This window comes from Actinophytocola sp. (assembly GCF_035712165.1).
Lineage (GTDB): Bacteria > Actinomycetota > Actinomycetes > Mycobacteriales > Pseudonocardiaceae > DASYTH01.
In genome coordinates this window covers 1-12,807 of sequence record NZ_DASTBH010000080.1, presented here as the reverse complement: position 1 = coordinate 12,807, position 12,807 = coordinate 1, and the positions used below count along the sequence as shown (strand labels likewise).

The window sequence follows — 12,807 nt, the reverse complement described above, 5'->3', positions numbered from 1 at the left end:
GATCCCCGAGCGCCACCGCCACCCACCGCCGCGGCGACCCGGGTAGCCGCGCGGGCCGATACCACCGGTCGGCGCGGCGAGGCGTTCGCCGTCCGGCGGCCTTCTCCTAGCGCCGCCGCGCAGCACGCCTGCCACAAACGGCCGCGCCTCCGCCAACTCGGCGACGGCCCGCACCAGCGACTCGGGATCATCCTCCAGCCGCCTGGGGATGCCCGCGTTGACCACCAGGTGATGCCAGGTCGCCCGGAACCCGTACGGGCCGAAGCACAGAACGCATTCCCGCAACGCGGCGGGGAAGCTTGTCACGGGTTGTTCTGGGCGCTCACCGAGACGGTCTTGGAGACGTTCTTGATGCCGGCGGGCCAGACCGTGTAGGTGTGCGTCGTGGTGCCCGGGGCGGTGTCGCAGCCGAAGCCGAGGGAGAGCTGGCCGGACGCGGCGTACATGCCGTAGGCGGCGTAGCGGGTCGGGTCGTCGACGGCGAGCGCGGCGCCGCTGGCGCCGGTCACCTTCCACTCGATGATCACGTCGGTACCGGGCGAGGAGAACGGGGCGTCCGGGGTGCCGCGCACCGGGCAGGTCGGTTGCCGCACGACGGCGACGCTCACGGTGGCCGCGGGCGCGCTCGGCGGCGGTGCGCCGGTGCTGGCCTTGCTGGCCGGCGGGCGGCTGACCGGCCCGGGCCTTCCGGCAGGCGTCGCGGCCTTGCCCGGCGCGCTGCTCGGCGCGGTCGTGGGGCTGGCCGGCTGGCTGGTCGCCTGCAGCGGCTTGGTCCTGGCGCTGGACGCCGGGGTGGCGCAGCCGGCCAGGCCGGCGCCCACACCGATGAGTGCCACCAGGCCGAGGATTCTGTGTGCGGTTCCGGCGCGCATCCGTGCCCCCATTTTCGTCGTTGTCCGCAGATGACCTCGGCGGGCGGCCGGAAACGTGACGTCCTGCCGGGAAAGATCCACGTTCGGCGAGCGGCCGGTCGCGGGCGGTGAGCGCGCCCTAGACGCCCAGCCAGTCGGCGAACTGGACCAGGCGCAGCCGGCTGGTGATGCCGAGCCAGCGGAGGGGTTCGGGTTCCCAGGCGGGGGAGCGGTGGCCGACCCACGGCAGGGTGGTCAGTTCGGTGCCGGCGCCGGTGATCAGGTCGGCCAGGGTGCGTCCGGCGAGGTTGCTCAGGCTGACGCCGTCGCCGAGGTAGCCGCCGGCCCAGGCCAGGCCGCGAGCGCGGTCGAGGCCGACCGACGCGACCAGGTCCCGTGCCGCGGCGACGGCGCCGCCCCAGCTGTGGGTGATCTCGACGCCGTCGAGGGCGGGGAACAGGCCGGTCAGGATGGCGGTCAGCTTCGCGGTCAGCCGGGGCCGCCGGTCGTAGTCCGGCCGGATCCCCGAGCCGAGGTGGTAGGTGCCCCGGCCGCCGAAGGCGAGCCGGTCGTCCGCGGTGCGCTGGCCGTAGACGACCAGGCGCCGGTAGTCGCTGAAGGTCTCCCGGCCGGCGAGTCCGGCGGCCCGCCAGAACGCCTCCGGCAGCGGCGCGGTGAGGATCATCTGGGAGTACAGCGGAGCGAGGCTGCGGCGCCGGCCGGGCAGCGCGGCGCCGAACGCCTCGGTGGCCAGGACCACCACCTCGGCCCGAACCGTCCCCTGTGGACATTCGGCCCGGCCCGGATGGATGGCGGTGACCGGACTTCGCTCATAGATCCGCACGCCCCGGCGTTGCACGGCCTGGGCGAGGCCGTGCACAAGGCGGGCCGGATGGATGGTGGCGCAGTGCGGCGTGTAGGTCGCGCCGAGGACGCCGGACGCCGCGCAGCGGGACCTGGCCTCGCTTGCCGGCAGCAGCGTGAGATCGTCCGGGCCGAGACCGAACTCCCTGGCCTCGGCGACGGCGGCGTGCGCCCGGCGCAGTTGCACCCGGTCGCGGGCGACCATCAGGGTGCCGCTCTTGACGTAGTGACAGTCGATGCGCTCGGCCGCGGCGACCCGCCCGACCTCGTCCACCGCGTGCCGCAGCGCGCGGTGCAGCGCCACCACCGGCGCCTGCCCGAACCGGGTCGCGAGCCGGTGCGGCGCCGCCGGGAACAACGCCGAGCACCATCCGCCGTTGCGGCCGGACGCGCCATATCCGGCGATCTCCGCTTCCAGCACCGCGATCCGCAGTCCCGGATCGGCGCCGGCCAGGTAGTAGGCGGTCCACAGCCCGGTGTATCCCGCGCCCACGATCGCGATGTCGACCTCGACGTCGCCGGGCACGCTCGGTCGCGGCGTCAACTCCGCACCGGAGTCGGCCAGCCACCACGAAACGGTCCGGTAGTCACGATCCATCTCGCGCCGAGTCCTACCCGACCGGCTGGGGGGTGAAGACGTAGGGCACCGTGGTGCTGAGTCGGGCGAAGCCGAGCCGGGCCAGGATCGGCGCGCTCGCCGGCTGTGCGTCCACCCGCAGGTACCGATAGCCGCGCTCGGCCGCCAGGCGGGCCCGGTAGGCGACCATGGCTGAGTAGATTCCCTTGCCCCGCCAGGATTCCAGGGTGCCGCCGCCCCACAGGCTGGCGAACTCGGTGCCCTCGTGGAAGTCGATCCGGGCTCCGCACACCGCGACGTCGCCGGCCATGGCGAGCACCGGGACGACCGTGCCCGTGCCGAGTTGGTCGGCCATGGTGGCGCCGTAGGCGGCGAAGCTCTCGCCGAACACGTCTTCGTGCACCCGGGTCAACCGCGCCACCCCGTCCGGGTCGGTCACCGGGACCAGCGCGACGCCCTCCGGCGGTGCCGGATCCGTGCGGAGGTCGGCGATGTCGGCCACCATCAGGGCTTCCGCCGGTTCCGGCGCGAAGCCGACGCGGCGCAGCCGGTCGGGCAGGTCGCCGGGACTGTCATGGGTGTAGTACTTCCACTCGAACCACCGGCCGAGCCCGGCGAAGTACCGCACCTGAGCGGCGATGACCTCGTCGGCGCAGCGCTCGTCCAGATCCGACCAGTCCACGCCGGACCAGTCGTCCGGCGTGGCGCCCACGCAGCGAACCACCCGGCCGTCCCGCTCGACCAGCCCACCCGCCAGGCTGAACCTCTGGTCGCGGCGAAGTTGCCGGTCGAACGCCGCCAGCACGGCCTCGGTGTCCATGCGGCCATTCTCCACCGGCGGTGACCGGCCCCGCGGCCTACTCGAACCGGGACGGGTCGCCCGCGCCCTTGCGGATGATCTCCGGCTGGTCGCGGGAGAAGTCGATCACCGTGGTCGGCTCGATGCCGCCCTGGCCCGAGTCGAGCACGGCGTCGATGACGCTGTCGAGCTGCTCCTTGATCTCCCAGCCCTGCGTCAGCGGAAGCGTCTGGCCGGGCAGTTGCAGGGAGCTCGACACCAGCGGCTCACCGAGCTCGGCGAGCAGGGCGCGGGCGACGACGTGGTCCGGGATGCGTACGCCGACGGTGCGCTTGCGGGGATGCTGGAGCCGGCGGGGCACCTCGTCCGTCGCGCGGACGATGAACGTGTAGCTGCCCGGCGTGGCCGCCTTGATCGCGCGGAACACGGTGTTGTTCAGGTACACCAGCTGACCGAGCTGCGCGAAGTCGTTGCACAGGAGGGTGAAGTGGTGCCCTGCGTCCAGCGCCCGGATGGTGCGGATGCGATCCATCCCCGCCCGGTTGCCCAACCGGCAACCCAGCGCGTAGGTCGAGTCGGTCGGGTAGGCGATGACTCCGCCATCCCGCACGATCTCCGCCGCCTGACCGATCGCCCGTGGCTGCGGGTTGTCCGGGTGCACTTCCAAGTACGTCGCCATGGCTGAGAGCTTAGGAGACGAACCCGGTGACCTCAGCCGCCGGCTTCCCGAACCGCCCGCCGCGCCTGCTGCCAGTGTTCGCGGAGACGATCGAGGTAGGCGCGGGCCTGCGGGCCGGGCTGCCGGCCCCTGGCGAACCTGAGCATGTTGCGCGCGCCGGCGTTGTAGCCCATCGCGAGCAGCTCGTCACGGGTGAAGGAGGTGCTGGTCGGGTGGGGAAGTCGCGCGTGCAGGTCGTGCAGGTGCCAGGCCGCCGCCTGCACGGCCAGCTCCGGGTCGTCGGGCAGCTCGGTCCAGCCCCGCCCGGCGAACGGGCGGCCGGACCGGGTGCGCTCGTAGGTGCGGCGGTGCATGTTGGCCACGCCGAAGGCCGAGTCCCGGTGCAGCAGCTGCCAGACCCGCTCCAGCAGCGCGCCGTGCGGCTTGTAGGACTCGTTGTACAGGATCGCCATCAGCAGCACCTCGTTCACGCCGGCTGCCTCGGCGTGGGCGCGCACCTCGGCCGCGAGCCGGGCCGGGTCCCTGCTCGGCGTCTGCGGGGTGAGCCCCGCGACGCCCATGGTGTGTGCGCGGGCCGCGCCCCACCGCAGCAGCCAGCCGCCCAGCGCCACCACGGACAGTGCGCCGGCAAGCACGGCCGCGCGCCGGAGCCGACCCATCACGTTCCTCCCACCGAGTTTTGCCCACCCGACCCTCGAACGCCCGACACCCTACGTCGCCACGCCGGTCGGCGCAGGTTCGCGCGACTCACGGTTCGGCGCACGGCGAGGGCGGGGCGCCTGCGGGGCCGGTGGCCCAGGTGGCCTGCGCCGGGTCATCGGTGAGGTCGAAGGTCAGGGTGGCGCCTGCGGTGAGTGGCGCGTGGTCGATCCAGGCCCGGTCGTGCCGCTCGCCGTCGACGGTGAGGCCCTTGACGTACCGCAGCGTGGCGGGATCCGCGCCGGGCGCCCGGAGCACCACGTCGCGCCCGTTCTCCAGATGGATGACGGCCTCGCCGAACCGGGGCGCGTGCAGCAGGAACTGACCGGTGCCGGCCACGGCGGGGTACAGGCCCAGCGCGCTGAACAGGTACCACGCCGACATGGTGCCCAGGTCGTCGTTGCCGGTGACCCCGTTGGGCGCGTTGACGAACAGCGTCTGCGCCGCGTGCACGACGGCCGAGGTCTTCCACGGCTGGCCGAACAGGGTGTACATCCACGGCGCGTGCAGATCGGGCTCGTTGTTGGGGTTGTAGGTGTGCTGTTCGTAGTAGGCGTAGGGGCCGACGACCCAGCGCTCCCGCGCGGCCCGGGCCGGGTCGGCCACCAACTCGTCGTAGGCGAAGAAGTCGTCCAGCCGCCGCAGCGCCTCGTCCGCCCCACCCAGCAGTCCGAGCAGACCCGGAACGTCCTGCTGGGCCAGCCACTGGTACTGCCACGCCGTGCCCTCGTGGAAACCGCCGGAGCGCCGCGGGGTGTACCGGCGGAACAGCGGCGCGTACCACCGGCCGCTGCGCCGTTTCGGGCGGGGAAAGCCGGTGAACCCGCGATCGGTGACGCGGGAGTCCCAGAGCAGCCGGTAGTTGCGGCCGCGCAGGCGCAGGGCGGCCGCGTCCCCGGACCGGCCGAGCGCCTCCGCCATGATCGACAGGGCGCCGTCGGCGAGGGCGTACTCCAGGGTGGCCGAGGCACCGTGCCGGGGATCGGCGTCGTGTCCCTTGAGCCGCAACAGCTTGAACAACGGGTTGTGCTGGACGAACCCCTTGGCCAGGTAGTTCGGGTTGCCCGCCCGGCCCTCGAACGGCGAGTCCGCGGGCGGCACCTCGTTCGCGTTCTGCCACAGGGCCGCGTACGCCCGCTCCGCGTCGCCGGCCAGGGCGCCGAACCGCCACAGGTCGACCAGGAACGGGGTGACCGGATCACCGGTCATCGTGTTGGTCTCCTGGTTGGCGTACGCCCACCGGGGCAGCCAGCCGCCCTGCTCGTGGATGGCCAGCACGGACCTGGCGATGTCGGCCGAGCGCTTCGGCCGCAACAGCGCCAACAGTTGGTTCTGCGTCCGGTAGGTGTCCCACAGCGACCAGAACTCGTGGTAGGTCCAGCCGTCCGCGCGGTGCACCCGGTTGTCGAAACCGAGATACCGGCCGTCCACGTCGTTGCCGGTCAGCGGCTGCAGCAGCGCGTGGTACAGCGAGGTGTAGAACACCGTGCGGTCGTCGGCGGACCCGCCCGAGACGTCCACACTGGACAGCTCGGTCCGCCACGCCTGGCGCGCGCGGTCCCGCAACTCGTCGAAGGACAGTAACCGGCCATCCGGCCGCACCTCCGCGTCGAGGTTGCCCATGGCGCCCGCGTAGTCCACATGGGAGATCGCGGTGTAGGCGGTGACCTGACCCGTCCCGCCGGAGTCGGCGAAGGTGACCCAGGCGCCGCGCAGTCCTCTGCCCCCGGCCGAGTCCCGTTCGCCCGGAGCGGCGACCCGCGGTCCCCAGGTGCCGAACCCGTCGAACGGCCGGTCGAACGTGGTGACGAAGTAGGTCCGGTACGGACCGCCCCCACAGAACGCCTGAGCGACGACGCATCCGGAGACGGTTCGGTCGTCGAGCACGCGCACGGTGCTGGCGAACACCGGCTCCTTGTCGTTGGCCTGGCCCACGTTGATGAGCACGTTGCGCGGGCCGCCCGCCGCGAAGGTGAACCGCTCCACGCCGGCCCGCATCGTCGCGGTGCACTCCACGGTGATCCCGCCGTAGCCGGTGAGCCGGAGCCGGAGGTAGCCCGGCTCGCCGGCCTCGCCGTCGTGGGTGAACGGGGAGGCGTACCGGCGGTGGTCGAACGACCGGCCCGGCCCGACCTCTCCGGTGGTCGGCAGGATCGAGACCAACCCGCCCTGCTGGGCGCATCCCGCGCCGGACAGGAAGAAATGACCGAACCCACGGATCACCGGCTCGTCGTAGCGCCAGCCGGAGTAGTGCGCGCCGATCGGGCTGGACTGCGCCATCCCGAACGGCATCGAGGCGCCGGGGAACGTGTTGCCGTCGTCCCTGGTGCCGATGAACGTGTTGACCGAGTCCACCGGGTCCGCGGGCGACATTCCCGAGATCGTACGGACCGGTTCGGGCAGGCGGCGCCGGCCATGCCGGCACGAGTACCCTGAGCTGCCCTTTGCCGGTCGGCGACAGTTCCAGGAGGCGATCATGAGTATGGGCGCGACCCAGGACGCGCCGGGGTTCGCCGATCTCGCGTTGCGGCCGGAGCTGCTGCAGGCCCTGTCCGGCCTCGGCTACGAGGAGCCCACGCCGATCCAGCGCGAGGCGATCCCGCCGCTGCTGGCCGGAAGCGACCTGCTCGGCCAGGCCGCGACGGGCACCGGCAAGACGGCCGCGTTCGCCCTGCCGGTGCTGCAGCGGTTGGCCGAAGCCGGTCGCGACGCCGGGCCGGCGGCGCTGGTGCTGGTGCCGACCCGGGAGCTGGCCGTGCAGGTCGCCCAGGCGTTTCACCGGTACGGTCGCGACCTCGGCGTGCGGGTGCTGCCGATCTACGGCGGGCAGCCGATCGGCCGTCAGTTGCAGGTGCTGCAGCGTGGGGTCGACGTCGTGGTCGCCACGCCAGGACGCGCGCTCGACCACATCAACCGGGGCACGCTGCGCCTCGGCGACGTGCGCACGGTCGTGCTGGACGAGGCGGACGAGATGCTCGACATGGGGTTCGTCGAGGACATCGAGGAGATCCTGGAGAAGACCCCGCCGGAGCGGCAGACCGTGCTGTTCTCCGCGACCATGCCCGCGCGGGTGGACGGGATCGCTCGCCGGCATCTGCGCGACCCGGTCCGGATCGAGATGGGCCGCGCCGCGGAGCAGGAGCCGAGCGAGGGCCCGTTGGTGCGGCAGAGCGCCTACGTGGTCGCCCGCGCGCACAAGCCCGCGGCGCTCGGGCGGGTCCTGGACCTGGAGTCACCCACGGCCGGGATCGTCTTCTGCCGCACCCGGGAGGAGGTCGACGAGCTCACCGAGACGTTGACCGGCCGGGGCTACCGCGCCGAGGCGTTGCACGGCGGCAAGAGCCAGGAGCAACGGGACCGGGTGATGGGACGGCTGCGCGGGGGCACCGTGGACCTGCTCATCGCCACCGACGTGGCCGCCCGCGGGCTCGATGTCGAGCAGCTCACCCACATCGTCAACTACAACGTTCCGGCGGCGCCCGAGGCCTACGTGCACCGCATCGGGCGGGTCGGCCGGGCCGGCCGCCAGGGCGTCGCTATCACCCTGGCCGAGCCGCGCGAACACCGGATGCTCAAGGCGATCGAGCGGATGACCAACCAGCGGATCGTGGTCGAGAAGGTGCCGACGACCGCCGATCTGCGGGCGCGCCGGCTGGAGTTGACCCGCGCGGCGCTGCGGGAAAGCCTGCTCGCCGACGACCTGGACCGCTTCCGGGTCGTCGTGGAGACGCTGTCCGACGAGTTCGACGTGGTGGACGTGGCCCTCGCGGCGGTGAAGCTGGCGCACGAGGCCGGCGGGGTGACCACCGACGACGACGAGGACATCCCCGAGGTCGCCGCGGTCAGCGCCCGGACCAGAGCGCCGGGCCGCGTCACCGGTGGGCGCGGCCGGACCGCGGACGGCGACGTGACGCGGATCTTCCTCGGTGTCGGCCGCAGTGCCGGGATCCGCCCCCAGGATCTGGTCGGCGCGATCGCCGGCGAGTCCAGCCTGCGCGGCCGCGACATCGGTGGGATCGAGATCGCCGATCGCTTCTCGCTCGTCGAGGTGCCGGAGTCCGCCGTCGACGAGGTGATCGCGGCCCTGCGGCGCACCACCATCAAGGGACGCAAGCCCACCGTGCGCCGGGAGCGCGACAAGCCGAACCGGGGCGCCGGCAAGCGCAGGTGAGCCGCGCGGGCCGGTCAGCGCTGGTCGAGCAGGTCGAGAAACGCCTCGGCGACGAGGGCGACGGTGTGGTCGTCGTCGTGGGTCAGGGGGCGCAGGATGTCCTGTGCGGTGCCGCCCGGCAGTTCGACCAGCGCCTGCATCAGGCGGATCCGAACGGCGGGTTCGGTGCTGTGGCCGGCGAGCTCGCCGGCCAGTGCGGTCATGATCTGCTCCGCGCGTCCGGGGTCTGCCGACAGCGTGGCCAGGGCCTCGGCCGCTTCGACGTCGCTGGCGCCCTCGACCACCATGGCGATGAGGGTCGGCACGGCCGTGGCCACGCCGCGTCTGCCCAACGCCAGCGCGGCCTGCCGGCGCACGGCCGGGTCCGGGTCGGCGAGCGCGTCGGTGAGCGCCGTGGTCGCCTCCGGGGTCTCGGGCAGCTCGGCGATCGCCCGCACCGCGCGCCGCCGGATGTCGACGTCGGGTGCGTGCGCGCCCGCGGCGAGCTTGGCCATGGCGTCGCCGCCGGACCGGGTCAGCGCCCAGCGCAGGGCGCCGGCGACGTTGGGGTCGGGCTCGGCCAGGACCGCCCCGGCCAGCAGGTCGGCGGGCATCGACTCGGCGTGCGGCCGGGTCAGCACGGCCTGCTGCCGGCGCGCGGCGCTGGTCGAGGTGAGGCCCTGCATGAGCTCGACGATGCGCAGCACACCCTGCCAGCCGGTGGGCGCCGAGGCATCGATCGCGCGGAGCCGTTCGAGCAGTTCGGTCTCCCGTTCCAGGCGTTGTTCTGTCCACTGGATGAGGTCGCTGACCAGGGCGGCCGGCGTGAACGTCGGGTCGGCCAGCGCGCGGGCGATCTGCTTGAGCGAGAGCCCGAGGGACCGCAGGCTCTCCACGTGGAAGATCCGGCGGATGTCCTCGGCGGAGTACTCGCGGTAGCCCCCGGCGGTGCGACCGGTCGGCCGCACCAGGCCGAGGGCGTCGTAGTGCCGCAGCATCCGGGTGCTCACCCCCGAGTGGCGAGCCACATCGCCGATCAGCAAGCCGCGGCCTCCTCGCCGGCCGCCTCCGGCTCCGTCAGGACCGCCTTGGCCGCCACCGCCGCGGCGGCGGCCGCGGCTCGTTCCGGCCCGAGCAGGACGACGCGCCTGGCCTCCTCGAGCGCCGCGTCGAAACCGGCCTCCGGGTCGTGCAGGAGCAGCCCGGTGGCCCGGGCGTGCGCGGCCACCGCCGGGTCGGGGCTGGTCGCGGCCTCGGCCAGGGCGGGCTCGATCACCTCGCCCAGGTCGACCAGAGCCCGGCTCAGGCTCAACCGCACCGCGCGCTCGCCCCGGCCCAGCTGCGTGACCAGTTCGGCGACGAGGCCGGGCTTGTCCTCCTCGGGCACCAGGACGACCGCGACCCGCCACGCGGTCCGGGCGACCTCGTCGTCGGGGTCGCGCAGCAGCTCGCGCGTGATCCAGGGCCACGCGCTCCGGTCGCCGATCTTGGACAGCGTGTGCAACGCCTGGCTGCGGGCCTGCGAGCGCTCCGAGGCCAGTTCCCGGCGGATCCGGGGCAGGGTGACCTGCGGCGGCAGGCGCAGCAGCGCCCAGGACAGCATGTCGCGCACGAAGAAGTCCGGCTCGACCGCGCACCGCTCGACCAGCGTCTCCAGCAGGCCGGGGTCGGGGTTGGTGCCCACGGCGAGCGCGGCCTGGAGCCGAACCGAGGAGTCGGCGGCGTGCAGCGCCTGCGCCAGGTGCGGGGTTGCGGGTGTCGGGTTGATCGGGACCACCTCCTGCGACCCAGTAGACACCTTGACATCGTGTCAAGGTCAACCCTCTGACCGGCCTCGCCGAACCCGATGTAAACGGATCATCTTCGGTCGGAGTCTGTAGCGGTGATGGCTGACTACGAGAACTTCGTCCGGGCGCACCTGCCGAGGTTGCTGCGCTACGCGACGATGCTCACCGGAGAGCGGGAGCAGGCCGCCGATCTGGTACAGGACGTCCTGGTCAAGGTCTACCGTCGCTGGTCGCGGATCAGCGACGCGGACCACCCGGACCGCTACGTGTTGCGCATGGTCACCAACGGCTACCTGTCCTGGCGGCGCACCAGGCCGGGTCGAACGATCGCCGCCGGTGACCTCGCCGACGAGATGCGGCCGGGCGACTTCGCCACGGAACACGCGCTACGCGAGGACATGTGGCAGCGCCTGGCGCGGTTGCCGCGGCGCCAGCGCGCCGTGGTGGTGCTGCGGTACTACGAGCGGATGGCCGACGCCGAGATCGCCGACCTGCTCGGCTGTGCCAAACCCACCGTGCGCGCCCATGCCCATCGGGCACTGACGACACTGCGAAACGGCCTGGCCATCGAGCAGCTGGCCGAGGCGAGGGAGAGCTGATGGACATCGAGAAACTGATCACGCAGACCTTCACCGCGCACGAGCACGTCGCACCCGACGGCGAGCGGGTGCTCACCGACGCCCGGCGGCGCATCGACCGCGGCCGGGTGCTGAGCCGGCCCGTCGCGGTCGCCGCCGGGGTGGCCGTGCTGACCCTGGGCGCGGTCACCGTCGTGGCGCTGAACCGGCCGGACGCGCAGGAGACCCAGGCCGCCGGCCCGGCCGGCGAGGTCACGGTCGCCGGCCCGGCGCCGGCCGTCGCGGCGCTGCCGATGCCGTACTCGCTCGACTGGCTGCCGCCCGGTTCGGTCGAGTACCTGGCCCGCCGGATCAACGTCGGATCCACCGCCAAGGAACCGAAAGCGCCGCTGTTCGGCGGCGAGTACCTGATGAACGTCACGGCCAACGGTCAGGTCCTCATGGTCGACGTCCAGGAGTTCAAGATGTTCCCGGTGGACCAGGCGGCGTTCAAGTCCGGCCCTGGCCAGCCGGTGACGATCAACGGGCAGCACGGTGTGGAGAGTGCGAACTCCGCCGGACCGGCTGGTTACGAGCTGTACCTGACGCACGGCGACGGGGCGATGTATGTGGGCGTGGCCGCCGAACCCGGCAGCACCGCGCCGGCGCAGCAGCTGATCGAGACCGGCCGGCGGATCGCGCAGAACATCCGCTTCCCGGGAGCGACCACGGTCACCCCGGCGTTCGGGTTGCGCGACCTGCCGAACGGGATGCGGATCTGCGCCTTCGAGGTGGGCCGGGCCGACGGCCCGCTTCGGACGGACGGTTCGACCGGATCGCAGCCCACCACGCGGTACTCACTGGGCACCTGCACCACGATGCCGCCGGTCATCGTCGGCACCAACAGCGTGGACCGGCCGGGCGGCACCCCGGGTGAGCCGGTGCAGGGCCACGCCACCCGCCATGTCGACGAGAACGGGTACCGCACGCTGCTGGTCCTCGACGCGGTCGACGCAGCCCCGGTCACCATCGCCGGCGCCGTGCCCCTGACCGACCTGTACGACATCGCCAACCGCCTGGTCCTGCCGAACTGACCAGCTCCGCCATGCCGCCACGCGCATTACCGTGGCGGCATGGCGGAGACCCAGCGCGAACCCGTGCCCCGCATCGACTCGGGTGAGCTCGACACGGCGTTGGCGTTCCTGTCCTTCGCCCGGCACTGCGTGCTGAAGAAGGCCGACGGCCTGTCCGACGAGCAACTGCGCCGGGTCCTGGTCGGCAGCGGCACCTGCATCCTCGGTCTGGTCCAGCACCTGGCGGAGGTGGAGCGGTACTGGTTCGGTCACCACCTCATCGGATCCGACTGGGACGCCGGCCGGGAACACGGCATGACCGTCCCGGCCGACCGCGGCGCCGCCGAGGTGCTGCGGGACTACCGGGCGGCGATCGAGGACAGCGACCGCGCGATCCGCGGCGTGGGCGACCCGGACGCCCGCTTCACCATCCCGGTCGACGGCACCCGGCACACCCTGCGCTGGGTCCTGGCCCACATGACCAGCGAGACCGCCCGCCACGCCGGGCACGCCGACATCCTCCGCGAACAACTCGACGGCACCACCGGCCGATAGCTCGACGGTCCGCCGATTCCTTTGCGCGGTGGCCGAGGTCTACCTGTCGACCGAGCGGCCGGCCGGCCGCGATGCGACAGGAGAGTTGGTTGCCGTGAGTGTTCCCACCCGGATGCGTGCCCTGCAGCAGACCTCGCTGGAGGGTCCGCGGGACCTGCGTTTGATCACCGACGCGCCGGTGCCGAGCCCCGGCCGGGGGGAGGTGCTGATCCGGGT

13 protein-coding genes are annotated in these 12,807 nt (G+C 72.9%); 4 read left to right on the top strand and 9 right to left on the bottom strand.

Annotation, left to right across the window (positions count from 1 at the left end; translation table 11 throughout):
- The 7 genes from VFO68_RS04070 to VFO68_RS04040 form a co-directional block, all read right to left on the bottom strand.
- A partial coding sequence (locus VFO68_RS04070; protein WP_325156777.1) for a hypothetical protein occupies nucleotides 1–306 on the bottom strand: 306 nt, incomplete at its 3' end.
- Nucleotides 303–836, bottom strand: coding sequence for a hypothetical protein (locus VFO68_RS04065; protein ID WP_325156776.1), 534 nt, complete (start codon nucleotides 834–836; stop codon nucleotides 303–305). The genes VFO68_RS04065 and VFO68_RS04070, both read right to left, overlap by 4 nt.
- Before the next feature lie 154 nt (nucleotides 837–990).
- The gene (locus tag VFO68_RS04060) at nucleotides 991–2,313 is read right to left on the bottom strand and encodes an FAD-dependent oxidoreductase (RefSeq protein ID WP_325156775.1); all 1,323 of its coding nucleotides are present in this window, start codon (nucleotides 2,311–2,313) and stop codon (nucleotides 991–993) included.
- 13 nt (nucleotides 2,314–2,326) lie between these two features.
- The gene (locus tag VFO68_RS04055) at nucleotides 2,327–3,112 is read right to left on the bottom strand and encodes a hypothetical protein (protein ID WP_325156774.1); all 786 of its coding nucleotides are present in this window, start codon (nucleotides 3,110–3,112) and stop codon (nucleotides 2,327–2,329) included.
- A 37-nt stretch (nucleotides 3,113–3,149) separates the two neighbouring features.
- Nucleotides 3,150–3,770: an L-threonylcarbamoyladenylate synthase gene (locus tag VFO68_RS04050; RefSeq protein WP_325156773.1), complete on the bottom strand. Its 621-nt coding sequence runs from the start codon at nucleotides 3,768–3,770 to the stop codon at nucleotides 3,150–3,152.
- Nucleotides 3,771–3,802: 32 nt separating this feature from the next.
- The gene (locus tag VFO68_RS04045) at nucleotides 3,803–4,429 is read right to left on the bottom strand and encodes a transglycosylase SLT domain-containing protein (protein WP_325156772.1); all 627 of its coding nucleotides are present in this window, start codon (nucleotides 4,427–4,429) and stop codon (nucleotides 3,803–3,805) included.
- A gap of 88 nt (nucleotides 4,430–4,517) precedes the next feature.
- Nucleotides 4,518–6,842, bottom strand: a complete 2,325-nt coding sequence (locus VFO68_RS04040; protein ID WP_325156771.1) for a GH92 family glycosyl hydrolase — start codon at nucleotides 6,840–6,842, stop codon at nucleotides 4,518–4,520.
- Between the two features lie 103 nt (nucleotides 6,843–6,945).
- Between VFO68_RS04040 and VFO68_RS04035 the strand changes: the two genes are divergently transcribed.
- Nucleotides 6,946–8,640 carry a DEAD/DEAH box helicase gene (locus VFO68_RS04035; protein WP_325156770.1) on the top strand — a complete coding sequence of 565 codons (1,695 nt, stop codon included), beginning with the start codon at nucleotides 6,946–6,948 and terminating at the stop codon, nucleotides 8,638–8,640.
- Nucleotides 8,641–8,654: 14 nt separating this feature from the next.
- On the opposite strand, the gene VFO68_RS04030 is transcribed toward VFO68_RS04035, so the two are convergent.
- Together VFO68_RS04030 and VFO68_RS04025 are read right to left on the bottom strand one after the other, a co-directional pair.
- A complete protein-coding gene (locus VFO68_RS04030; RefSeq protein WP_325156769.1) occupies nucleotides 8,655–9,662 on the bottom strand; it encodes a HEAT repeat domain-containing protein in 1,008 nt (335 codons plus the stop codon).
- Nucleotides 9,656–10,396, bottom strand: a complete 741-nt coding sequence (locus tag VFO68_RS04025) for a HEAT repeat domain-containing protein (RefSeq protein WP_325156778.1) — start codon at nucleotides 10,394–10,396, stop codon at nucleotides 9,656–9,658. The genes VFO68_RS04030 and VFO68_RS04025 overlap by 7 nt, the downstream gene beginning before the upstream one ends.
- Nucleotides 10,397–10,504: 108 nt before the next feature.
- Between VFO68_RS04025 and VFO68_RS04020 the strand changes: the two genes are divergently transcribed.
- Genes VFO68_RS04020 through VFO68_RS04010 form a run of 3 tightly spaced genes read left to right on the top strand, consistent with a single transcriptional unit; the run spans nucleotide 10,505 to nucleotide 12,591 of the window.
- On the top strand, nucleotides 10,505–11,005 hold the full coding sequence (locus VFO68_RS04020) for a SigE family RNA polymerase sigma factor (RefSeq protein WP_325156768.1): 501 nt from the start codon (nucleotides 10,505–10,507) through the stop codon (nucleotides 11,003–11,005).
- The gene (locus VFO68_RS04015) at nucleotides 11,005–12,057 is read left to right on the top strand and encodes a hypothetical protein (protein WP_325156767.1); all 1,053 of its coding nucleotides are present in this window, start codon (nucleotides 11,005–11,007) and stop codon (nucleotides 12,055–12,057) included. Before VFO68_RS04020 ends, VFO68_RS04015 begins: the two co-directional genes overlap by 1 nt.
- Nucleotides 12,058–12,096: 39 nt before the next feature.
- Entirely contained in the window at nucleotides 12,097–12,591 is a 495-nt protein-coding gene (locus VFO68_RS04010) for a DinB family protein (RefSeq protein WP_325156766.1), read from the top strand.
- Nucleotides 12,592–12,807: the final 216 nt, after the last annotated feature.

Coding starts and splice junctions, on each gene's coding strand:
- VFO68_RS04060 (WP_325156775.1), bottom strand. CDS start 2,313: ATGGATCGTGACTACCGGACCGTTTCGTGGTGGCTGGCCGACTCCGGT.
- VFO68_RS04055 (WP_325156774.1), bottom strand. CDS start 3,112: ATGGACACCGAGGCCGTGCTGGCGGCGTTCGACCGGCAACTTCGCCGC.
- VFO68_RS04050 (WP_325156773.1), bottom strand. CDS start 3,770: ATGGCGACGTACTTGGAAGTGCACCCGGACAACCCGCAGCCACGGGCG.
- VFO68_RS04045 (WP_325156772.1), bottom strand. CDS start 4,429: ATGGGTCGGCTCCGGCGCGCGGCCGTGCTTGCCGGCGCACTGTCCGTG.
- VFO68_RS04040 (WP_325156771.1), bottom strand. CDS start 6,842: ATGTCGCCCGCGGACCCGGTGGACTCGGTCAACACGTTCATCGGCACC.
- VFO68_RS04035 (WP_325156770.1), top strand. CDS start 6,946: ATGAGTATGGGCGCGACCCAGGACGCGCCGGGGTTCGCCGATCTCGCG.
- VFO68_RS04020 (WP_325156768.1), top strand. CDS start 10,505: ATGGCTGACTACGAGAACTTCGTCCGGGCGCACCTGCCGAGGTTGCTG.
- VFO68_RS04015 (WP_325156767.1), top strand. CDS start 11,005: ATGGACATCGAGAAACTGATCACGCAGACCTTCACCGCGCACGAGCAC.
- VFO68_RS04010 (WP_325156766.1), top strand. CDS start 12,097: ATGGCGGAGACCCAGCGCGAACCCGTGCCCCGCATCGACTCGGGTGAG.